This is a genomic window from Mycobacterium montefiorense, from assembly GCF_003112775.1.
Classification (GTDB): domain Bacteria; phylum Actinomycetota; class Actinomycetes; order Mycobacteriales; family Mycobacteriaceae; genus Mycobacterium; species Mycobacterium montefiorense.
Window position 1 is genome coordinate 258,229 of sequence record NZ_BFCH01000007.1, and the last position, 22,359, is coordinate 280,587.

Annotated in this window: 21 protein-coding genes, 1 other RNA gene and 1 pseudogene; 6 read left to right on the forward strand and 17 right to left on the reverse strand. The window is 63.8% G+C overall.

The genetic code is table 11. The features are described from left to right. Positions 1 to 307: 307 nt before the first annotated feature. The gene (locus tag DB708_RS04875; RefSeq protein WP_108920812.1) at positions 308 to 2,575 is read left to right on the forward strand and encodes a LuxR C-terminal-related transcriptional regulator; all 2,268 of its coding nucleotides are present in this window, start codon (positions 308 to 310) and stop codon (positions 2,573 to 2,575) included. A gap of 141 nt (positions 2,576 to 2,716) precedes the next feature. Here the strand turns inward: DB708_RS04875 and DB708_RS04880 are convergent, their stop codons facing one another. From DB708_RS04880 to prfB, 13 genes are all read right to left on the reverse strand, one after another. Then, complete coding sequence (locus DB708_RS04880; protein WP_133250977.1) at positions 2,717 to 3,085, reverse strand: hypothetical protein; 369 nt, start codon at positions 3,083 to 3,085, stop codon at positions 2,717 to 2,719. A gap of 168 nt (positions 3,086 to 3,253) precedes the next feature. Beyond that, positions 3,254 to 4,417 carry an aldose epimerase family protein gene (locus tag DB708_RS04885; RefSeq protein ID WP_108920997.1) on the reverse strand — a complete coding sequence of 388 codons (1,164 nt, stop codon included), beginning with the start codon at positions 4,415 to 4,417 and terminating at the stop codon, positions 3,254 to 3,256. Positions 4,418 to 4,510: 93 nt separating this feature from the next. Continuing rightward, positions 4,511 to 4,878: a transfer-messenger RNA gene (gene ssrA / locus DB708_RS04890) on the reverse strand. Between the two features lie 125 nt (positions 4,879 to 5,003). Beyond that, positions 5,004 to 5,849 carry a maleylpyruvate isomerase family mycothiol-dependent enzyme gene (locus DB708_RS04895; protein ID WP_108920814.1) on the reverse strand — a complete coding sequence of 282 codons (846 nt, stop codon included), beginning with the start codon at positions 5,847 to 5,849 and terminating at the stop codon, positions 5,004 to 5,006. Positions 5,850 to 5,867: 18 nt separating this feature from the next. After that, on the reverse strand, positions 5,868 to 6,905 hold the full coding sequence (locus tag DB708_RS04900; RefSeq protein ID WP_108920815.1) for a tetratricopeptide repeat protein: 1,038 nt from the start codon (positions 6,903 to 6,905) through the stop codon (positions 5,868 to 5,870). Positions 6,906 to 6,911: 6 nt separating this feature from the next. After that, a complete protein-coding gene (locus DB708_RS04905) occupies positions 6,912 to 8,156 on the reverse strand; it encodes an ATP-binding protein (protein WP_165839734.1) in 1,245 nt (414 codons plus the stop codon). 53 nt (positions 8,157 to 8,209) lie between these two features. Beyond that, positions 8,210 to 8,998: an EamA family transporter gene (locus tag DB708_RS04910; protein WP_108920817.1), complete on the reverse strand. Its 789-nt coding sequence runs from the start codon at positions 8,996 to 8,998 to the stop codon at positions 8,210 to 8,212. A 53-nt stretch (positions 8,999 to 9,051) separates the two neighbouring features. Beyond that, on the reverse strand, positions 9,052 to 9,561 hold the full coding sequence (gene smpB / locus DB708_RS04915) for an SsrA-binding protein SmpB (RefSeq protein ID WP_108920818.1): 510 nt from the start codon (positions 9,559 to 9,561) through the stop codon (positions 9,052 to 9,054). A gap of 2 nt (positions 9,562 to 9,563) precedes the next feature. Next, complete coding sequence (ftsX, locus tag DB708_RS04920) at positions 9,564 to 10,457, reverse strand: permease-like cell division protein FtsX (protein WP_108920819.1); 894 nt, start codon at positions 10,455 to 10,457, stop codon at positions 9,564 to 9,566. Continuing rightward, positions 10,457 to 11,146 carry a cell division ATP-binding protein FtsE gene (gene ftsE, locus DB708_RS04925; protein WP_108920998.1) on the reverse strand — a complete coding sequence of 230 codons (690 nt, stop codon included), beginning with the start codon at positions 11,144 to 11,146 and terminating at the stop codon, positions 10,457 to 10,459. The genes ftsX and ftsE overlap by 1 nt, the downstream gene beginning before the upstream one ends. Positions 11,147 to 11,190: 44 nt before the next feature. After that, a complete protein-coding gene (locus DB708_RS04930; protein ID WP_108920820.1) occupies positions 11,191 to 11,673 on the reverse strand; it encodes a hypothetical protein in 483 nt (160 codons plus the stop codon). Then, positions 11,670 to 12,656 (reverse strand): mechanosensitive ion channel family protein, encoded by a 987-nt coding sequence (locus tag DB708_RS04935; RefSeq protein WP_235616632.1) that lies wholly within the window; start codon positions 12,654 to 12,656, stop codon positions 11,670 to 11,672. The genes DB708_RS04930 and DB708_RS04935 overlap by 4 nt, the downstream gene beginning before the upstream one ends. Further along, a complete protein-coding gene (gene prfB / locus DB708_RS04940) occupies positions 12,646 to 13,752 on the reverse strand; it encodes a peptide chain release factor 2 (RefSeq protein WP_108920821.1) in 1,107 nt (368 codons plus the stop codon). The genes DB708_RS04935 and prfB overlap by 11 nt, the downstream gene beginning before the upstream one ends. A 184-nt stretch (positions 13,753 to 13,936) precedes the next feature. Between prfB and DB708_RS04945 the strand changes: the two genes are divergently transcribed. Next, on the forward strand, positions 13,937 to 15,298 hold the full coding sequence (locus DB708_RS04945; protein WP_108920822.1) for an FAD-dependent oxidoreductase: 1,362 nt from the start codon (positions 13,937 to 13,939) through the stop codon (positions 15,296 to 15,298). A 48-nt stretch (positions 15,299 to 15,346) separates the two neighbouring features. Here the strand turns inward: DB708_RS04945 and DB708_RS04950 are convergent, their stop codons facing one another. Continuing rightward, positions 15,347 to 15,550: a hypothetical protein gene (locus DB708_RS04950; RefSeq protein WP_108920823.1), complete on the reverse strand. Its 204-nt coding sequence runs from the start codon at positions 15,548 to 15,550 to the stop codon at positions 15,347 to 15,349. A 49-nt stretch (positions 15,551 to 15,599) separates the two neighbouring features. Beyond that, entirely contained in the window at positions 15,600 to 15,929 is a 330-nt protein-coding gene (locus tag DB708_RS04955; protein ID WP_108920824.1) for a hypothetical protein, read from the reverse strand. 140 nt (positions 15,930 to 16,069) lie between these two features. Between DB708_RS04955 and DB708_RS04960 the strand changes: the two genes are divergently transcribed. Then, the gene (locus tag DB708_RS04960) at positions 16,070 to 16,498 is read left to right on the forward strand and encodes a pyridoxamine 5'-phosphate oxidase family protein (protein WP_108920825.1); all 429 of its coding nucleotides are present in this window, start codon (positions 16,070 to 16,072) and stop codon (positions 16,496 to 16,498) included. Between the two features lie 5 nt (positions 16,499 to 16,503). Here DB708_RS04960 and DB708_RS04965 read toward each other — a convergent pair whose 3' ends face one another. Together DB708_RS04965 and DB708_RS04970 are read right to left on the reverse strand one after the other, a co-directional pair. Further along, positions 16,504 to 16,920 (reverse strand): group III truncated hemoglobin, encoded by a 417-nt coding sequence (locus DB708_RS04965; protein ID WP_108920826.1) that lies wholly within the window; start codon positions 16,918 to 16,920, stop codon positions 16,504 to 16,506. A gap of 2 nt (positions 16,921 to 16,922) precedes the next feature. Continuing rightward, positions 16,923 to 18,311 (reverse strand): WS/DGAT/MGAT family O-acyltransferase, encoded by a 1,389-nt coding sequence (locus DB708_RS04970; RefSeq protein WP_108920827.1) that lies wholly within the window; start codon positions 18,309 to 18,311, stop codon positions 16,923 to 16,925. Between the two features lie 386 nt (positions 18,312 to 18,697). Between DB708_RS04970 and DB708_RS04975 the strand changes: the two are divergent. From DB708_RS04975 to DB708_RS04985, 3 genes and pseudogenes are all read left to right on the forward strand, one after another. After that, positions 18,698 to 20,932: pseudogene (locus DB708_RS04975) on the forward strand (nitric-oxide reductase large subunit). Positions 20,933 to 20,935: 3 nt separating this feature from the next. Continuing rightward, positions 20,936 to 21,562: a hypothetical protein gene (locus DB708_RS04980; protein WP_108920828.1), complete on the forward strand. Its 627-nt coding sequence runs from the start codon at positions 20,936 to 20,938 to the stop codon at positions 21,560 to 21,562. After that, positions 21,559 to 22,356, forward strand: a complete 798-nt coding sequence (locus DB708_RS04985; RefSeq protein ID WP_108920829.1) for a slipin family protein — start codon at positions 21,559 to 21,561, stop codon at positions 22,354 to 22,356. The genes DB708_RS04980 and DB708_RS04985 overlap by 4 nt, the downstream gene beginning before the upstream one ends. The last annotated feature ends 3 nt before the right edge of the window (positions 22,357 to 22,359 follow it).

Consider the following 22,359-nt stretch of genomic DNA (forward strand, 5'->3'; position numbering starts at 1 on the left):
TGGAAAGAGGCGAAATTCGGTGAGCGGGCACAGCGTGAGCGCGGCTCACGAGAACATCATCGGACCATTGGAGGTACGCAGGCCGACCAGCCCAAACGGGCACCGACCGCGTGCACCAGAGGTATTCGCGGAGAACGCACCTGATTCAATAGGGTCACCGCGATCGCCACGCAGCACGAGCCCATCCGGCCCAACGGGCAACAACTGGGATGCGCAGAAGTCGGCACCCGCCCAGGATGGGTCGACACCGAGTGTTGCCGCCCGGACGCTCGGTTCAACCGATTCGCGGAGTGCGGGGGGTTCGGACATGGTCGGCTCAGCTGGGCGTAGCGATAGCGGCGCCGGAGAAGCCGCCGCGCGCGCAGTCCTGCTCGCCACCAAGCTGCACGTCCCGACCATCGGGGCCCAGCTCGTTCACCGCGCCGCCCTGCTCGACGCGCTGTCGGCGGGGAGCCACGGCAAGCTGACCCTACTGAGTGCGCCGGCGGGCTGGGGCAAGACGACATTGCTGGCGCAGTGGACTCTGGGGGCCGGGGAGGACCGGCGGTGCGGCTGGCTGTCGCTTGATCCCTCCGACAACGACCCGGTGTGGTTTTGGATGTACACGATCGCCGCGCTGCAGCAGATCAATCCCGGGGTGGGGATGCGCGCGGTCGACCTCCTGGCGATGGGCGCGGACCCCGTACAGGTCGTTCTGCCTACCCTGCTGAATGAGCTGGACACGATCGCGAGCCCGATGGTGCTCATTGTTGATGACTACCACCTGGTGGTAAGTCAAGCGGTCCATCAGCAATTCGCATTCTTTGTCAGCCGGATGCCGGCGAATCTTCACTTGGTATTGGCCACCCGATCGGATCCGACGCTGCCGTTGGCCCGGCTGCGGGCCAGCGGCGAGCTCACCGAGGTTCGAGCAGACGATTTGCGTTTCGGGGCCATTGAGGCGGGCCATCTGCTGAACGATGTCCTTGGGCTGGATTTGGCCCACGCAGATATTCAACTGTTGCACCAACGCACCAAAGGGTGGGCGGCCGGCCTCTACCTTGCCGCCCTCTCACTTGCCGGGCGTGCCGATAGCGCCACGTTCATCAGGACGTTCGCCGGCGATAACCGTCACATCGTCGACTACTTGATGGCCGAGGTGCTCGGCGGTCAGCCCGCCGAGCTGCGCAGCTTTCTGCTGCGCACCTCGATCTTGGGACGACTCAGCGGCCCGCTATGCGACGAGATGCTGCAAACATCTGACTCGGCCTCGGTCCTGGAGGAGATCGAGCGCGAAAACCTGTTTGTGGTGCCGCTGGACATGTCACGTCACTGGTACCGCTATCACCACCTGTTCGGAGAGTTGTTGCGCACCGAGTTGCGTCGCACCGAACCCGATCTCGTCGCCGATCTGCACCGACGAGCCGCGGCCTGGTTCGAGAGCGAGGGCCTCATCGATGAGGCGGTGCGCCATCTGGTCGCTGGCGACGACCTCGCTCGCGGTGCTGACCTGATCGCCGCGGACTGGGTCGATGAATTCAACGGGGGTGGCCTGTCGACCGTCTCCGGCATGCTTGACCTGCTTCCCGAGGAGACCGTGCTACAGGATCCGCAGCTGGGCGTGGCCCGCGCCTGGATCGCCCTGAGCGTTGGCCAACTCGATGACGCCGCCGAGTGGATCGAGGCTGTCGACACTCGCTCAGCCACCGATGGTGGCGTCTTCAGCGCTCAAGTCGTCCTGTTGCGCGCGGTTCACTCGTTCAAGACGGCTGAAGTCACCGTGGCACTCGAGACGGCTCGCCGGGCGATCACCCTCGACCTCGGCGAAACGCCGCCAGGCCGATCAAGCGCCTACTGCATCTATGGATCCGCGCTGTACTTTTCGGGTAACACCCAGGAGGCGCAAGCCGCCTTCCGACGGGCCGTCGAGCTGTCCGAAAAGGCCGGTGATCGTCGCGCCCGCATCTACGCGTTGGGCCATCTGGCACTGATTTCGGCCGAAGATGGGCAGCTCGTAGACGCCGAACGTCAGATCCGTCAGGCTTCCGGCAGCTCCCGGGACCTGGCGGACGCGGAACACCTCGTGGACGTGATGGTGTCGCTTGCCACGGCCGAACTCCTGCGTGTGCACGGTGACACGGCTGCCGCGGAGGCCGCCGCCGTCATCGCGGTCATGTCGGCCCGCCAAGGTGGAGCCGTCCTCGAGGTGGCCAAGACGCTGTTGGTCAGAGCGGAGATCGCCGAACATCTCGGCGACCGCCAGACCGCGAAGAGCATCCTCCAAGAGGTCGCCACCATGGTGCGCGGCTGCCCGGACGCCGGCATCGCCTCGACGCTGCTCGCTTCGGCCGAGCGGAGCGCGGGCGTCGCGGTGACTTCGCGCAACGAGCGGGTCGCGGTAGGTGAGGAGCTGACCCCCAAGGAGTTTGAGGTTCTCCGTCTGCTCGCCACCCGGTTATCGCGACGTGAAATCGGTGAGCGGCTTTACGTCTCTCTCAATACCGTGAAGACCCACCAGCGCGCCGTGTACCGCAAGCTGCGCGTTGAGCACCGCAGCGCGGCAGTCAGCCGGGGGCGAGAACTCGGCCTGTTGTAATGCCCGGCCTCAGCCTGGCGGCGCGGTGCTATCTGCGACTCTTCCTCGAGATCGACGCTGGCGCGAAGAAACGCCGGTGAACTGCACGCTAACGTCGATCTCGGGATTTACGGACGCCAATGCGCTGGTGGCAGCGCGATGCTATCTCGTAGTAGTCGTAGTACTCGTAGTACTCGTAGTGGGCGCGGGACTCGTCGGGGTGGGACGACTCGTCGCAGTGGTAGGACTCGTCGGAGTCGTGGGACTCGTCGGCGTGGTGCTGGCGAGGCCTGGCCCTTCGCCACACCAGTCCGCCACATCTTTCGGGTACTGCTCGAGCGGTGGAGGACAACGCTGCCCCGGCGGGAAATTGGCGCCGGCGTTGAGCAGATCGCAGGGCACGTAGACCTGCTTGCCCTTGGGGGTGTTGGTCAGGCACTTCGTCGGCGGCTCGCCGTGGGCCGTGACGGGAATGACGGCCGCCGCCGCCACCACGGCGCCGAGCGCCCACGCAAGACGGCGATAGGTCATCAGGGCTCCTCACGTTCTCGTGCTGCAGTGTCGGGCGTGCACAACGTGCCATCGGCGTCATTGACGATTAAAGCGGCTCACCCCAGGCATAGGCCAACCCGTAGGTCTCTTGATCTGCTTGAAACAATGCGAAAGCGCGCGAACTGGCTTGCGCGCTGACACCGGCGCTCATTGCGCGCCGAAGGCAAAAACCGTTGTCGAATCGTAGGTCTGGCCCGGGTTGAGCGTGGTGGTCGGAAAGTTCGGGTGATTCGGCGAATCCGGGTAATGCTGGGTCTCCATCGCGAATCCCGCGCCCTGCCGGTAGATATGCCCGCTGGTGCCCGTGAACGCCCCGTCGAGGAAGTTAGACGTATAGAACTGCACCCCGGGCTCGGTCGTGGACACAGTCAGGGTGCGCCCCGTCTGCGGATCCTCGACCTTGGCCGCCTCCACCAGCCCCGTGTTGTCGCCGCGGTTGATCACCCAGTTGTGGTCGTAACCGTGGGCCGACAACAGTTGCGGGTCATTCGCGGTGATATGCGCGCCGATCGCGGTCGGTGAGGTGAAATCGAAAGGTGTGCCCTGCACCCGGGCAATCTGGCCGGTAGGGATCTGCGTGGGGTCAGTTGGCGTGTAGTTATCGGCATGGATGGTGACCCTCTGGCCGTAGATGTCTACGGTGTCCTCACCTGCCAGGTTGAAGTAGCTGTGATTGGTCAGGTTGATCACGGTCGGCGCATCGGTGGTCGCGTGGTAGTTGATGCGCAGTTCACTCTTCTGGTTCAGGGTGTAGGTGACAGTGGTCGTCAGTGTTCCGGGGTAGCCCATTTCGCCTGCGGGACTGACATATTGGAGCTTCAGGCTCACGCTGTCGCTAGCGTTGCGTTGACTGGCCTGCCACACCTTTGCATCGAAACCCGTAGTGCCGCCATGCAGGCTGTTGCCGTTGTTGTTGATCGGCAAGTGATACTCGTTGCCGTTCAACGAGAAAGCTCCCTTGGCGATCCGGTTGCCATAGCGGCCGACGATCGCGCCGAAATAGGTCTTGGCGGATCCGGTGTTGTTCAGGTAATCGGCCAGGGTCGCAAAGCCCAGCACCACATTGTCGACATGCCCGCTGCGATCGGGGACCTCGATCGACTGAATGATGCCGCCGTAGGTCAGGATTCGCACACGCATGCCGTGCCCGTTGGTGAGCGTGTAGCGGGTCACCGGGGTCCCATCCACCTGACCGAACGGCTCGCTGGCGATCGACGGCGGCTCTGCGGGTGTGGTGGTCGTGTTGCTACATGCCGCCAACCCCGCGACACCGGCGATACCGATCAGTACAAGCAATCGTTTGCCGCCCACAGGCGCTCCTCGCTGTCGTACGTAACCCACCTGTGCGTCGAAATTACTGCTCATGATCCAGTCAAACGAAAGGGCCGCATCGCTGCGGCCCTTTGGTGGAGCTGCCGGGAATCGAACCCGGGTCCTACGGCATTCCCTCAAGACTTCTCCGTGCGCAGTCCGCTATGCCTCTACTCGGATCTCCTGTTCACGCGAACTAGCCAGGATGACGATCCCAGTCGCTGTTGGTGTCCCGATGAGTCCCGCGACCGAACTCACCGGTGGATCCCTCTAGCTGACGCCAGGGTCCGGGTCGAGGGCTTTCCCGGTCTGACGGACACGCAGTCGCTTAGGCAGCGAGTGCGTAGTCGCGCTGATGTGAATCGGCGCTTATATGGTTGCAGCGACGCTTACGGTGGTCTCTTGCCTGCACCGGCACGCTTCCCTTGATTCGATGCGCGAAGTCGAAACCGTTCAGCCCCTTGTCTTGTGTTTTCGCGCTCTAGCACTTTTCGCACCTACCGCTTTTCGGCAGGACAACCCATTCTACGGCAGCTGCAACCAGCGGCAACGGAATTATCTGCCCGACACCCTGGGCAGGCTGGTCCTAGATCACGAAGTTCAGTCGTTCGACGATCCGGGCGGCGACGTCGGCGTCACCAGCGAGTTCGACATCCTGCGGTCGCGCCGGGCACATCGGTCGCCCGCCGGCGAGCCTGGTGAACTGCAGCGCGTCCGCGCGGACCGTCGCGGTGGGCTCGCGCCCGTCGAAGTCCTCGACCAACTGAGCGCGCCCGTCGACGTTGATGCGGATGCTGCGCGTCAGCGGTCCGGTCAGATCGAAATGGATGCGTGAGCCGTCGGGCGCTTTGGCGCGTTTGCCGACGACGAAGCCTAATGTGGCGGCGACCTCATCCAGGGACAGTTGAGAGGCGGATCCTTGCAGTTCCGCGTCGGTCGACGGCCGCTGGATCGCCATGCGGATATCTTGCTCGTGCATCCAGCAGTCGAAGACGCGGATCCGCATGAATCGCCCGTAACTGTCTGGACCCGCGGGCGTGAACGTCTCGGCGTTCCAGTCCTGCTCGGACATCGCCCGCAAGGCATCGCGACGACCTTCGGTCACCGCGCGGTATTTCGCCAGAACGCTGCTGCCGGATTGCCCGCCGAGGTGGCGCACCCAGCACTCGTTCATTGCCCCGATGTCGTTGCGCACATGGTCGAGGGCCTTGACGTCGATGTCCGGTTCGGGTGCGGAAACCCCCTCCAGGAACGACTCGGTGCCGATGATGTGCGACACCACGCCTTGCACGTCCCAGCCTGGCAGTGGGGTCACCGCCCGCCACTGCGCCTCGGGCAGCGCGGCGAGCAGCGCATCGATCGAGTCCCACACCGCGAACAGACCGTTCAGCACATCCGGTTTGTCGAGTGTGGTGACAGCACGCGTGGCCATGGTCGGATGCTAGGCCTATTACCGATCCAACGTTAGCCCCACGCGCGCCAGAATCAGACCGATGATCGTCAGAATGCCGGCTGCCGCGATCGTCCAGGTCGATCCACCGAAGGCGGTAACCCACGCTCCGAGACCGATTACCAGCAGCGCATGGACGAGACGGGCAACGACAAAGCCCCGCTGCCGTAAGACAGACGACAGCACCGAGCGTGGGATGGTGTGTAGCAGCCAGCCAAGAATGACGATCAGTGCCGCCGTGACCAAGCCGGTGACCACGCGCAGTGTCCCGGTCGGATGACCGTCGCCGCGGGCAATCCCGACAATCTGGATCAGGACCGCCAGAACAGTGGCAACGACAGTCAGCCGCCGCAACATCTTTGCCAGCACCGCGCCGATATTCCTGCGCACCAGCTCGCCGAGCGCCGGGTCGCTACCGGCGGCACCGAGAAACCCGCGCATAGCGTGGCCGAACTTGCCGCGCTGAAGCCGATTGACAGCCAGATTGTTCAGCGCCGCAGCATGGTTCGCATCCAAAGCCAACGCTTGTCGATACGACTCAGTCGATTCGCTGATGCGGCCCATGTCATGCAGGATCGAGCCCCGCAAGACCAGCCCGTCAGGACTCGCCGGGTCGAGCCGTAACGCCTCGTCGACGACCACGAGCGCCGATTGCAGTTGCAAAGATTTCTGCAGTAGTCGAGCGTAAACCCGGTGTTGCAGAGTCTCATTCGGATGGGACCTTACTCCCTGCCAAGCCATCCACAGCGCCTCACCGTGCCGAGCGAGACCATCGAGGGACAAGGCGTAGATCCGCATAGCCAATTCGTGCTGCGGCGAGACGGACAACGAGGCGTGTGCGCTGCGCGCCGCGCCATCATAGTTTTCGAGCAGATATTCGGCGCGAGCGTGCTGGGCCAACAGGCCCGGATCGTCCGGGTGTTGCGACAACGAACTGCGCAGAACTTCACGCGCGCGTTCGTAATTCTCGGTGTCGAAGTACGCCTCAGCAATGCGAATCGCTTGGTCGGCTTGATCGACACCGGGCTGCGATGTCATCGGCGGCTACCGAATTTTCCTGCGCCGCAGATACTTTGCTAGATCGTCGTAAGTTCCATCGTTGTTGCCGAATTCGACGATGTTGCGTGCGACCTCGAACCACGGCCCGGTGCTCGGACGGATCTGCGCCGCGGCTTCATCCACGTCGGCCATCGTCACTGGACGAACCTGCCCGCTGCGCATGGACGCCGACATCGCCAATTGCGTTGCGCTGTCGCACACATGCGCAAGGTCAGCACCGGAAAACCCATCGGTACGCTTCGCGATCGACTTCAAATCAATGCCCGCCACCGGCCGATCCACCATGTGCGAGCGCAGAATCCCCGTCCTGGCCTCGGCGTCGGGCAATCCCACAAAGATCATGCGATCGAACCGGCCGGGCCGACGCAGAGCCGGGTCGACATCCCAGGGTGCATTCGTGGCACCGAGCACATACACCCCGTCGTTGGTCGAAGTGGCCGAGTCCATTTCTTCCAACAACGTATTGACAATCGGACGCATCCCGGAGGTTCCACTCAGCGCCGATCGCCGATGCCCTAGGGCGTCCAGTTCATCGAAGAACAGCACACAGGGAGCGTTGCGGCGAGCGCTGTCGAAGACCGAACGGATGCTGCGTTCGCTCTCGCCGAACCAATGGTGCAGAACGTCGGCGATTCCCACCTGATAGAAATTCGCCCCGAGCGCACCCGAAATAGCTTTGGCGATATAGGTTTTGCCACAACCGGGCGGCCCGTAGAGCAACAAGCCACCGCGTGCAGAGACCTTGTATGCCTTCATCAGCTCGGGATTTCGGATCGGACCGAGTAGCGAAAGCTCAATTTGCCGTTTCACATCGGCCATGCCCGCTACATCGTCGAGCCCCACGCTGCTGCGCTTCAAAACGTCGAAGTCACCTTCATTGATGACGTCGGCGGGCACCTCGACGAATGCCGGCTCGATGATGTCGGCGACTTGCCGTTCGGCGCTAGACCAGTCGAACTGGTCGTTCGCGGCAGGTCGCCCCGCCGCGGGTGCTTCTTCGGCTGCTGCCGCCGCAGCGGGCGCCGCGAGCGCCGTGCTGCATCGCTGCAACAGGCTTAACGCGTTGGCGTTCCCGGCATCTTGACCCAGCGCCGCGCTGCAGTGACCCACGGCTTCGGCGTAGCGTCCCCGGTCGGCCAGTAGGCCGGCCAGATGCAACCGCAGCTCGACCACATCAGGGGTGCGTTCGACGGCAACAGACAACTCCCGAATTACCGGGTCTTCACGCAACGTCTTCTCCCGACATAGTCCCGCCGGGTCCATAGTAGGTCGCGGCGCAGAAGTTAGTTGGCGGCGATCATGGCCACAGATCCCATGGCCATCACCATGCCTATGCCCTGCCAGCGACTCACCCGCTCGCGTAACACCATCATCGCCAGTACGACGGTGGCGGCGGGATACAGAGAAATCATGATGCTGGCCAACGACAGCAGCCACGACTGTATCGCTATCAGTTGGGTCACCAGCGCACAGATATCCAGCACCGCAACGGCCAGAGCCAGCTTCATCGATTGCCCCCGCGGCAGCCGCAGGTTACGTCTCGAGGCCGCCAGAATCGTGATCACCACGGTGGCCGACAGCCGGGCGAACATCAGCGGCCACAGTTTGGAGTCGTGCGGCGACTGGTGCAAGAACACCAAGTCCAGCCCGAACGCGCAGCCGGCAAATATTGTGAGCCAGGCCACTTTTGGAGTGAACCGGAATTGTGTCTTGCCCTCGACCGTGGCCTCGCGGCTGACTAACGTGACCGCGACGATTGCCAGCACGACGCCGGCCGACGCCGCTGAGCCGGGTCTCTCCCCCAGAGCGACACCTACCGCCACGGGTACGGCGGCATTGAGTACGCCCGCTAACGGCGCCACCACCGAGATCGGGCCGGAGCCCAGTGCTGCGTAGAACGCCCACATTCCGAACGCCTGGCCGACGCCGTACAGGCAGCCCCACAAGATGGCACCGGAATGAATGGGCCCGCCCACGCTCAGTGCCAGCAGGCCCAGCAACACTGCCTCGACCGGGTACGCGGCCAACATCACGCGCAGCGCGGCAACCCGCCGTGCTGCTACGCCGCCCATAAAATCGCTGACCCCGTACGAAACGGCGGACAGCTGAGCGTAAGCGGCTCCGATCAGTTCATACCCTTTGCTCGTCGCCCCAGCTCACGAACAACTTCGCGCTGGGCGTCACGGCGGGCTAGGTCCTGACGTTTGTCGTACGCTCGCTTGCCTCGTGCCAGTGCGAGTTCGACCTTGACCTTGCCCTCGGAAAAATACAGCGAAAGCGGCACCAAGGCGAGATTACCATCGCGGATTTTTCCGATCAGCGTGTCGATCTGTGCCCTGTGCAACAACAGCTTGCGATTGCGGCGAGGATCATGGTTTGTCCAGCTACCGTGCTCGTACTCGGGAATGTGCAAATTACGCAACCACACTTCGCCGTCATCGACAGTTGCGAACGCGTCGGCGAGCGAAGCTTGGCCCAGCCGCAGGCTTTTCACCTCGGTGCCGACTAAAGCCACTCCAGCCTCGAATAATTCGACGATGGCGTAGTCGTGCCTGGCTTTGCGATTGGTGGCGACAACCTTTTTGCTGTCCCGCTTGCCGCCACTCGCCTTGCGCCCACCGGACTTATCGGCCACAGCTAACGCCGTACGTATAGGCGCAGCGTCGCGTATGCCGTCAACCCGGCCATCGACACGCCGAGCAGGCACAGAATCGGTGAGATGTAAAGGATGTCGGCGTAGTCAACCCGAGCGATCAAATTGGCTTGGTAGAACTGATTTAACGCGTTGTCCAGGAAAAATGCCCGCACCACGAGCAAACCGCCTACCGCGATCGCCACACCAAGAGCGGCAGCGAGCATCGCCTCCACCAGGAAGGGCAGCTGGGTGTACCAGCGACTGGCGCCCACGAGTCGCATGATCCCGATTTCGGTGCGCCGCGTATATGCGGCAACCTGAACCATGTTGGCAATCAACAGGATCGCACCGACTGCCTGCACCAATGCGACGGCGAACGCGACACTGCCCAAGCCATCCAGCACCGCGAACAGCCGGTCGATCAGGTCTTTCTGGTTGAGTACGGACAACACTCCCGGCTGGCCTTGCATCGCAACGTCGAAATCCTTGTGTTGCTCGGGATTGTTCAACTTGACGATGAACGACGCGGGGAAGGAATCCTTGCCCGCAACGTCCTTGTACTGCGGGAACTTTCGGATCGCGTCGTCGTAGGCGTCCTGACGATTAAGGAAGCGAACCGATTTGACGTCATCGCGGCCCTCGATTTTGGTCCGCAACGCCTTACACGGATTGGTGCTGCAGGCCGGATCGTTCGCGGACACGTCTTCGGTCAAAAAGACCTGCGTCTCGACGCGGTCGAGATAGATGGCGCGCGAGTGCTCGGCCAACCGAACTACCAGCAGCCCGCCGCCGAACAGGCCGACCGAAATCGCGGTCGTCAGGATCATCGCGACCGTCATCGTCACATTGCGGCGAAGCCCGGTCAGGACCTCGTTGAGTAGGAAGCCGAAGCGCACTAGCGATCCATCCCGTAGACGCCACGCTGTTCGTCGCGGACCAGCCTGCCGAGCGACAACTCCACGACGCGCTGCCGCATCGCGTCGACGATGTGGTGGTCGTGCGTCGCCATCAGCACCGTCGTCCCGGTGCGGTTGATCCGCTCCAGCAGATCCATGATGTCGTTGCTGGTGTCGGGGTCGAGGTTGCCGGTCGGCTCGTCGGCCAGCAGAACCAGCGGCCGGTTGACGAACGCGCGCGCGATCGCAACCCGCTGCTGCTCACCACCCGACAGCTCGGTGGGCAGCCGGTTGGCTTTGCCGGACAAACCAACTGTCTCGAGCACATCGGGCACCACCCGGTTGATCTGATCGGCGCGCTTGCCGATGACTTCCAGCGCGAAGGCGACGTTTTCATACACCGTCTTTTGTTGTAGTAGACGAAAGTCCTGGAAGACGCAGCCAATCACCTGGCGCAGCTTCGGCACATGCCGGCCGGGCAGCTTGTTGACGTGGAATTTCGAGACCCGCACGTCCCCGCTGGTCGGCGACTCCGCAGCCAGCAGCAACCGCATGAATGTCGATTTCCCCGAACCCGAAGGGCCGATCAGGAAGACGAATTCACCCTTGTCGATTTTGACGTTGACGTCGTCCAACGCCGGGCGTGCCGACGCTTTGTACTTCTTACTGACATGGTCAAGGGTGATCATCACGGCACGCCAGTGTAGCGGTGAACTTCGCTGCAACGCGAAGGTCAGCTCGCCGGTGGCGCCGATGTGGGCGCCGGACCGGGCTCCGGCAGCGGTTGCTGTGGGGCGGGTGGAGAGGGACTCGGGCTGGGCGGACAGAAGGGCGGCGGCAGCAAGCAGGGCAGCTGGAACGGCGGCGGTGAAGGGGTCGTAGGCGGTGGCGGCGGCGTCGACGTGGTGGGCAGGGGCGGCGGCACCGTGCTGGTCGGAGTCGGCACGAACGTGTTGGTCGGTGCCGGCATCTGCACCCTGGTGCGCGGCACCCAGGTGTAGTTCGGGTCGGGGACGAAGCCCGGCGGCACCACCTGCGACGGCGCCTGCTTGGGAGCCGGCTGCGGACGGTTCACGTCATAGACCCACCAGATGGCGAGGAAGGCGAGTATCAATGCCACCGTCGAGGTGCGCATCCGGCCACCGAACACATAGCGCGGCCAACGGCGTTCCTCGTCGTCGCGGTGCTTCTCGAGGACGTTGAGAGTCAGCTTCACTTTTTCACCGACTCGTGCTCGCTTTCACGCGACGCCTCGGCGGCCTGCGCGGCGCTGGCCCCCGGGTCGTCGTCGATCAGGCTCACCGTTGCCTCGGCCATGGTGACGATGCCGGCGCGCGCGAGTGCGCGCATGACCACCACGCGCAACTGCCGGCCCGCCTCGAACTGTTTGCCGGGCAGTGTGCGGGCCACCATGCGCAGCGTGACGGTGTCGACTTCGATCTTCTCCAGGCCCATCAGAGTGGGCGCGTCCAGCAACAACTCACCAAGCAGCGGGTTGTCCATGGCGTGGTCGCAGGCCTCATGCAAGACCTCGTTGACCCGGTTGAGGTCGGCGCTGGTCGAGACGGGGATGTCCACCACCGCGCGTGCCCAGTCTTTGGAGAGGTTGATGGTCTTGACGATCAGGCCATTGGGGATGGTGAACAACTCACCGTCCGACGAGCGCAGTCGGGTCACCCGCAACGTCACATTCTCGACCGTGCCGCGCGCCTCGGCGTTGATCCCACTGACGGTCAGCGAGACAAGGTCACCGAAGCCGTACTGCTTCTCGACAATGATGAAAAAACCCGAGAGCAGGTCTTTGACCAGCTGCTGAGCACCGAAACCCAGCGCCGCGCCGATGACGGTGGCGGGGGCGACCAAACCGCCGACGGAAAAGTTCAGCACCTCGCCGATCTCGACGACGCCCCAGATCGCGATCAGGACGATCGACACCCACTGGATCACCGACGCCACGGCCTGGCGGTGCTTGTTCGCCTCCGAGCGCACCAACGCGTCGCTAGTGGCAAATCCGACGTCAAGCTGCCGGGTGACCTGCTGGGCTACCCAGGTGACAAATCGGACCGCCAGCACGGCCGCGATCAGCAACATGACGATGCGCAGACCCTGGTCGAGAATCCATCCCCCGATGTGGCCGTGCCAAAAGTTATGCCACTGCTGCGTCATCGCCATAGAAAGAAAAGTTGTATTAGTCGTCATCTTTTCGATTGCGCCACCGGATGCCCGCTTCCAGGAACCCGTCGATGTCCCCGTCCAGAACGGCCGCAGGATTGCCAACCTCGTACTCGGTCCGCAGGTCCTTGACCATCTGATACGGGTGCAGTACGTAGGAGCGCATCTGGTTACCCCAGGAGCTGCCGCCCTCCCCTTTCAGCGCGTCCAGCTCAGCGCGCTCTTCTAAACGCTTGCGCTCCAACAACTTTGCTTGAAGCACTCGCATTGCCGAAACTTTGTTCTGCAGTTGCGACTTTTCGTTCTGGCAAGTTACGACGATACCCGTCGGGACATGGGTTAAACGAACCGCGGAGTCGGTGGTGTTCACCGACTGGCCACCCGGGCCGCTGGAACGGTAGACGTCAACGCGCACATCGCCTTCCGGAATGTCGATGTGATCGGTGGTATCCACCACCGGCAGCACCTCGACTTCGGCGAACGATGTCTGACGCCGACTTTGGTTGTCGAACGGGCTGATTCGGACCAGCCGATGCGTGCCCTGTTCCACCGACAACGTGCCGTAGGCAAACGGTGCGTGCACCGCGAAAGTGGCGCTTTTAATGCCGGCTTCTTCGGCGTAAGACGTGTCGAACACCTCGACCGGATATTTGTGCGCTTCGGCCCATCGGACGTACATCCGCATCAGCATCTCGGCCCAGTCCGCGGCATCCACGCCGCCGGCGCCGGAGCGAATAGTGAGCAGCGCCTCGCGCTCGTCGTACTCGCCCGACAGCAGGGTGCGCACCTCGGCGGCTTCGATGTCGGCACGCAAAGCCTTCAGCTCGACGTCCGCCTCGGCCAGCTCGTCGGCGGCGCCCTCCTCAGCGGCCAGCTCGTAGAGCACCGGCAGGTCGTCGACCCGCTGCCGCAGCTGCTCGATACGGCGCAGCTCCCCCTGAGTGTGTGACAACTCGCTGGTCACGCGCTGCGCGTTGGCTTGGTCGTCCCACAGTTTGGGATCGGACGCCTCCTGCTCGAGCTTCTCGATGCGGCTGCGCAGACCATCCACATCGAGCACCCGCTCCACCGTGGTCAGGGCGGAGTCGAGGGCGGCGATATCGGCTTGACGGTCGGGTTCCACAGCCGACCACGTTACCGGCGCGCTGGTCGGAGGCGAATGCTCAGGTCACGACGTGCGGCACTTTGACCAACTGCCGGGGTTCAGCGTCTAGCATCGAATCACCATCATGTGCGCCCGCGACTGCGACGCCCAGCCCGTTCTCAGCCCCTTGCGTCGCAGCCGGGCATGAACAGAAGGCTTGTATATGCGTCCATTCCATGTCGCCATCGTCGGCTCCGGACCGTCGGGATTCTTCGCCGCGGCGTCTTTGCTGAAGGCCGCCGATTCCTCCGATGAGATTGACGTCGCCGTCGACATGCTCGAAATGTTGCCGACGCCGTGGGGCCTGGTGCGCTCCGGCGTCGCGCCCGACCACCCCAAGATCAAGTCGATCAGCAAGCAGTTTGAAAAAACCGCCGGTGATCCACGCTTCCGCTTCTTCGGCAATGTGGTGGTCGGCGAGCACGTCGAGGCCGCCGAACTCGCCGAGCAGTACGACGCCGTGATCTACGCGGTCGGTGCGCAGTCCGATCGTTCCCTGAACATCCCGGGCGAGGAGCTGCCCGGCAGTGTCGCCGCCGTCGACTTCGTCGGCTGGTACAACGCGCACCCGAACTTCGAGCAGATCTCGCCCGACCTGTCGGGCGCCCGGGCCATCGTCATCGGCAACGGCAATGTCGCGCTCGACGTGGCACGCATTCTGATCACCGACCCCGACGCGCTGGCGGAAACCGATATCGCCGATCACGCGCTGGAATCGCTGCGCCCACGCGGCGTGGAAGAAGTGGTGGTCGTCGGCCGGCGCGGGCCGCTGCAGACCGCGTTCACCACGCTGGAGCTGCGTGAGCTCGTCGACCTCGAAGGCGTCGACGTCATCGTCGATCCCGCGCAGCTGGAGGGCATCAGTGACGAGGAAGCGGAAGCCGCCGGCAAGACCACCAAGACCAACATCAAGGTGCTGCGCGACTACGCCAGCCGCGAGCCCCGTCCGGGACACCGCCGCATGGTTTTCCGGTTCCTGACGTCTCCGATCGAGATCAAAGGCGACGACAGGGTCGAGGGAATCGTGCTGGGCCGCAACGAGTTGGTCGCCGACGAGAGTGGGCGGGTATCGGCCAAGGACACCGGGGAACGCGAGGAGCTCTCGGCACAATTGGTGGTGCGCTCGGTAGGCTACCGCGGCGTGCCCACTCCCGGCCTGCCGTTCGACGACAAGAGCGCGACCATCCCTAACACCGACGGCCGGGTCCAGGGCCGCCGCAACGAGTACGTCGTCGGGTGGATCAAGCGTGGGCCGACCGGTGTGATCGGCACCAACAAAAAGGACTCCCAGGACACCGTCGATACCCTGATCAACGATCTGACCGGCGCTGCAGAGCTATCCGAGTTCCCGAACGACCACGCCGACAAGCTGGCGGACTGGCTGGCGTCGCGTCAGCCGAAGCTGGTTACCTCGGCGCATTGGGACATCATCGATGCCCACGAACGTGCGGCCGGCGAGCCGCACGGGCGCCCGCGCGTCAAGCTGCCGAACCTCACCGAGCTGTTGCGCATCAGCCACGGCTGATCGCAGACCGTCCCGCGATGGCCCAATTATGTTGGGGCTGAGTGCGATTCAGCTCCTAAAAACGATGAAGCCCGCACTGGCGAGCAGCAGGGCGGTGGCCGCGGCGATGGCCCACCCCGCCCCGGCGACCCACCAGATGACGCCCAGCACCGCGATCGCGGGCGACACCGCGAAGAGCACCAGGACCGGGTGCTGCCTGATCACTTCGAGAGCACTCTTTGCCCGCATCCGCTCGATGTCTTTGCCCGCCATGACATCAGAATGCCACCTGACACCCACAATGCAAGCAGTGATCGTCGAGCTAGCCCGCGGGTGATTCGGGCGGGGCGAACTTCCAGTTGTCCGGATTCTTCGGGGAATACACCACCGGGTGCAGTTCACCCATGGCCGGCCATTGGTCGACGTCGACCACCAACCGCCAGTAGACGGGATGCTCGTTGACGGTGGGCCCGTTGATCACGCCGGCGAGCGTGACGTACTGCTCCCCGCTGACATCGGGTCGCGGGCTCACCCCGGTCACCAGCAATGTCCCGTTGAGGAGCTCGCCGCGCGGGCCGCGCGGGACGAACCGCTGGGCAAGAAATAAGCCCAAGACCGCGACGAGCAAAAGCAGCAGACCGAATTCCCACACATCGCCATGGTAGGACGGCCGCGGCCAGGATGGTCCCCGGCCGATGGCGGCGTTCGGCGGAGTTGACCTAGGGCCCTACTGTCGCACGCGGATTCACCGTAGCGTCGTGGGCACTGCTGCGCCGAGGAAAGGTGAGGTCGATGACTGATGAGCCCGCGGTCGTTTTATCCGAAGGCGAGAGTTGGCGCAGGCTGGGCGGCGCCGCCCTGGGCCGACTCGTGACGAGTTTCGCCGGTGAACCCGAGATCTTCCCAGTGAACTATGCGGTGCAAGACCGGACCGTGCTGTTCCGCACCGCCGAGGGCACCAAGTTGTTTTCCGCCGTCGCGAACAGCGTGGTGGTGTTCGAGGCCGACGATCACGACGTCGCCGAGGGCTGGAGTGTGATTGTCCGCGGCCGCGCCCGGGTGCTGCGCACCGCGGCGGAGATCGAGGAAGCCGAACGCGTTCAGCTGATGCCGTGGACCGCAACCATCAAGAAGCATTACGTCCGGGTGACCCCGACCGAAATCACCGGACGCCACTTCACCTTCGGTCCAGAACCCGATCCCAACGCCTCTTTCGCCTGAGCCGGTCAGCCCGCAAGCAGCGCGTCGAGTTCCTGTGCGTCAACACCCGTCAGCCGCCGGTGCATCGCCCACGCAATCCTGGCGGCCTGTACCTTGGCCCGCTCGGCCGCCGCCCCCCGGTACATCTCGTCGACAGTGTCGCGCCAGACGGTCAACCAACGCACGAAATGCTTGCCGGATAGCGGAGTCCGCTGGTGAACCACCCGATGCACGGTGAGCGCGCTGCCGCGGTAGCGGCCCGCGCGGAACAGCACCGTCTCCCAGAAGTCGCACATCACGGGGATGTGCGCATCCAATCCCTCCGACCGCAGCTGCGCGAACGGCTCGGCCAGCACCTCGTCGGTCAGCACCTGGTCATAGAAGCGACGCAGCAGATCCTCGATGTCGGCGCGGTCGACCAGATCCGCATGGCTTTTGCTCATCGTCACACGACCAGGGACAACGGTCCGCGCGCGTAGTGCGCCTCGCGCCGCTTGCTGATGGTCACCAGACGAGCCACCGCGGCTTCGATTCCACGAGCCAGCTCGTCGATGTCGGCGATACCGTCGTAGTCGGCGAGGATGCCGATGAACAGATCATCGGCATAGCTGAGCATCGCGACGCCGGTTCGCAATTGCATCGCAATCGGCGGGACCGGGAACACACCCAGCACCTTTTTGCCCATCACTCGCAGGGGCCGGCGCGGACCGGGCACGTTCGTGGCCAACGTCATGACGCCACGTTGCGGCAGCCGCGTGAGCAACCCGAGGGCCCACGCACTGAACGCGAACGGAACGTGATTTGCCATGGACACGAACGTATTTCCGGCTTGCCGTTGCCCGCCCACCTTCGTCCGGTGCAGCCGCGCGTGCACTATTCGCAACCGCTGCACCGCGTTCTCTTCGTCGATCGGCAACTGCGGAAGCATCACCGTAACGCGGTTGTCGGTCTTGTCGAAGGCTTGGCTGGATCGCATCGACACCGGCACCAGCGTGCGCAGCGAACCCGGCTGCAGTCGCTCGCCGCGCTTGACCAACACCTTGCGGTAGCTTTCCGTAATCGCTGCCAGCGCAACATCGTTGATCGTTACATCGAAAGCCCGGCATACCTGCTCGACGTCGGCCAATGGCACCCGCGCCCCGCTGTATCGACGCAGATCGCCGATGCGCCCGTTCAGCGGCGACGGTGCCGCACGCAGCAGACCGAGGGCAATTTCGGCTGCGCCCTGGGCCGCTCGAGCGGCACCCGCAACCACGGCGGTAGACATGTTCCATAGCCCGCCCAACATGGCCAGCGGATTGACCTCGGGTGCAGGCTTTTTCACTTCGTTTGCGGCCCTGATGTGATGGGCGAAACTGTCACTGACGCCGTCATCGCACAGCCCGGCGAGCATGTGTGTGGCCGCGATTCCGTCGGCCATGCAGTGGTGGATCTTGGTCAGCATCGCCCATCGGCCGTCGGCGAGACCTTCGATGACCCAGATCTCCCACAACGGTCGATCCCGGTCCAAACGCCGCGCCATCAAATCGGCGACCACCGCAAACAGCTGCTGGTCGTCTCCTGGCTGTGGCAGCGCCACCCGCCGAACATGACGGCCGATGTCGAAGCCTAGATCCTCCACCCACTGCGGAGCGCCGAGGTCGAACGGGCGCAACCGCAACCGCTGACCGAACCGGGGACAGGCGCGCATCCGGTCGGCGAATGCCGACGTCAACGCGCTTTGGTCCGGTGCCGGACCTTCGATGACCGCCACACCACCAATGGCCAGGCTGACCCGTGGATCGGCGTCTTCGGCCTTGAGGAAACCGGCGTCCAGTGTCGTCAGGCGGTTCATGATCAGCGACCTTCCGAGCTACGTGCGGCTTATCTGCAACCCGCAGTAACATCATCCCGCCCCGAGGTGTTGCACGTTAGGGCCAAAAGTCCCTTCTCCGCCGCGCCCTGATTGGCTACGGTTTGGGCCCCGAAGCCTCTGTCCCCCAATGGTATTGGTCACCGAATCAAGGCCATTGGTCCCTATCGGTCAAATTCTGCGGCCAATACTGTTGCCACCGCAGCCCAGCCCGCCGTGGATGTTCAGCTGGCGTCGCCCCTGGTCGACGCCGCTAGAACCCACCGCCCGACAGGAAGGTCGTCAAAATCACCACCGACCAGAGCGTTCATCAGCCAACGTCGCAACCCCTCATCGGAAAGGGCTGGCTCCAGGGCGTTGCCCTGGTGATGATCTTCGGGTTTCTCGTGATGGGCATCCTGGCCTATCGCACCTACACGGCGTCAATGCCCATGCCGGACAAGGTGGTCAGCGAATCAGGCCAAACACTGTTCACGGGTGCAGACATCACCCGCGGGCAGGAACTCTTTCAATCCCGCGGCCTGATGCAGTACGGCTCGATCCTGGGGCATGGCGCCTACCTGGGCCCCGACTACACCGCCGAGTACCTGCGGATGGCAACCGACGACGTGTCCAATCAACTGCGCGCGCAGGGCGTGGCCGATACGCATGACCGGTTGGTCACCGAATTCCGGACCAACCGCTACAACGCCAACACCAAAACGCTGGTGTTCACCGACCGCCAAGCCGAGGCGTTTGACCACATCCAAAACTATTACGCGACCTACTTCGGCGAGGATTCAACCAAGTACGGGCTAAAGCCAAAGTTCATCACCGACAAGACGCAGATCCGCGACTTGACGGCGTTCTACGCCTGGACCGCATGGGCCGCCGCCGCCGAACGGCCCGGCCACAAGTACAGCTACACGAACAACTGGCCGGCCGAGACGCGAGTCGACAACGGTCCCACCGCCGCGTTGATCGTGTGGTCGGGCCTGTCGCTGATCGCACTGCTGGGCGGGATCGGGATCATGTTCGCGGTCTACGGGCGATGGAGTCAGAACGTCGGCTGGCACAGCGCCGAGGCCTCGAACCTGTCGTTTCGCCAGCCCGGCGAGGTCAGCCTGACGTCGGCGCAGCGGGCCTGCATCTGGATCTTCGCCGTGGTGTCGGTGTTGTTCCTGGCGCAAACCGTGCTGGGTGGGGCCGTCGAGCATTACCGGGCCGATTTGTCGACATTCTTCGGTCTGGACCTGGCCCGAGTGCTGCCCTACAACCTGGCCCGCACCTGGCATGTCCAGCTGTCGCTGTTCTGGACCGCGGCGGCCTTTCTCGCCGGCGGCATCTTCCTGGTGCCGTTCATCGCGGGCCGCGAGCCGAAACGTCAGGGACTGCTCACCTACGTGTTGCTTGGCGCGGTCGCGGCGGTGGTGTTCGGATCGATGATCTGTGAGGCGCTGTCCATCTACGGCGTCATTCCGCAGGGCGGTCTGCTCTCGCAGCAGTGGGCATATCTTGACCTGCCGCGGCTGTGGCAGATCCTGCTGGTCGTCGGGTTGTTCGTCTGGATCGCGATCATCTGGCGCGGCATGCGCGCCCGGCTCAAAGGCGAGTCGAAGATGAACATGCCGTGGATGTTCTTCTTCGCGGGGCTGGCGATCCCCGCGTTCTACGCCGTTGGACTGCTGGCCGGTAGCGACACCCATTTCAGTGTCGCCGACTTCTGGCGGTTCTGGGTGGTGCACCTGTGGGTCGAGGACTTCCTCGAGCTGTTCACCACGGTGATGGTGGCCTACATATTCGTGCTACTGGGAGTGGTGCGTGAGCGGATTGCGTTGGGCGTGATCTTCCTCGACGTCATCTTGTATTCGGCCGGCGGCGTGATCGGCACCATGCATCATCTGTACTTCTCCGGTACCCCGGTCGAGCACATGGCGCTGGGCGCGTTCTTCTCGGCGGGCGAGGTCATCCCGCTGACCTTCCTGACCGTCGAGGCCTGGGCGTTCCTGCAGCTGGGTGCGCGCCAGCAGTCGGGCGACGCAAAACCGTTCCCGCATCGATGGGCGGTGATGTTCCTCGTCGCGGTCGGCTTCTAGAACTTCTTGGGAGCAGGCATCTTTGGTTTCCTGATCAACCTGCCGGTGGTGTCCTACTACGAGATAGGCACCGCCCTGACCGCCAACCATGCGCACGGGGCGATGATGGGTGTCTACGGCATGCTCGCCGTGGGTCTGGCTATGTTCGCGTTCCGCTACGTGATTCCACCGCAGAAGTGGCCCGATAGACTTGCCCGAATCTCGTTCTGGTGCATGAACATCGGCTTGGCGTGGATGGTGTTCGCCACCCTCTTGCCGCTCGGTGTGATGCAGCTCTATCACTCGGTCGGCGAAGGCTACTTCGAAGCTCGATCATTGGGTTACATCACCAAACCCGGAAACTCGCTACTGGAATGGCTGCGGCTCCCCGGCGATGCCATCATGATCGTCGGCGGTGTGGTGCCCTTCGTCTGGATCGCATGGACCGCGCTGCGCAATTTCCGCTCCGGTACGACCGTTGAGGAGTTGCCGGAGCACCCGCTCTACACCGAGACCGCCGCCGGTGCTACCGCGTCGGCGAAAGGCTGACCGATGCCGCCTCCGACCACATCGGTGTGGCTGATCGCCGGATATTCGGTGGCGCTGGTGGCCATCGGATGGGGTTTCGACGCGATGGCGCGGCACGCGTCGGCCCGCGCCGCCCAGTGGCGCACCGGGCAATTCGCCTACCGGCCCGACCATGACGCCTGGGTGTGCCCACAGGAACACTGGTTGTGGCCGAGCTCGTTCGATCCGCAGCACCGGGTGATGCGTTATCGCGCGCTACCCGTGGTGTGCAATAGCTGTCCGATCAAAGCCACTTGCACGACGTCGGATCACGGCCGGGAGATCAGCCGTGACATCGACCCTTGGCCGCATTCGGATGCCGGGCGGTTCCACCGTGGAATCGCTTGCTGCGTGGCTTCATTGGGGGTGATCCTGCCGCTGGCCACCTCGGTTGCCAATCATTCCGTGAGCGATCTGCTGGTGCTGACGGGAACAATCCTGGTCGTGGTTGTGCTGGGCCTGCCCCTTGTGCGCCACCTGTGGAACACGCCGTCCAACGCGCCCGAGCACCTACCGCACCGTACCGCGATCGAGGACCAAATCGCCGCCACCATCGACCGGTATTCGACTCGCTGGGGCAGCCGGGATGCCAACAAGGAGAGAACGACATGACCGGAGTAGCAATCGCGATGATCGCCGCGCTGATCGTTGTCCTGGTCGTCCTTGCGTGGCGGTCGTTGTCGGTACTGCGCGAGTACGAACGTGGCGTGGTGTTCCGGATGGGTCATGTCCGCCCGCTCTATCGTCCAGGGCTGCGGCTACTAATTCCTCTGGTGGACAAGATGATTCGGGTTGACCAGCGGCTGGTTACATTGACCATTCCGCCGCAGGAGGTGATCACCCGCGACAATGTCCCGGCCCGGGTGAATGCCGTCGTCATGTTCCAGGTGACCGACCCGCTGAAGGCGATTCTGGCGGTCGAGAATTATGCGGTCGCCACCTCGCAGATCGCCCAAACGACACTGCGGTCGCTTTTGGGCCGCGCCGATCTCGACACGCTGCTGGCACATCGCGAAGACCTCAACAGCGATCTGCGCACCATCATCGAGAAGATGACCGAGCCGTGGGGCATCGAGGTTCGGGTGGTCGAGATCAAGGACGTCGAGATACCCGAGTCGATGCAACGGGCGATGGCCCGCGAGGCCGAAGCCGAGCGCGAGCGCCGCGCCAAGGTCATCAACGCCCGCGGAGAACTGCAGGCCTCCGACGAGCTGCGCCAAGCGGCCGAGACCCTGTCGAAGAGCCCCGCGTCACTGCAATTGCGATATCTGCAAACGCTGTTGGAGTTGGGCGCCGACCAGAATTCGACGGTGGTGTTTCCCCTCCCCGTCGACATCATCACGCCGTTCCTGCGCAACCCCGAGGCGCTGCGGGGCGTCGTCGACAACTTCAACCACCGGGGATGACAG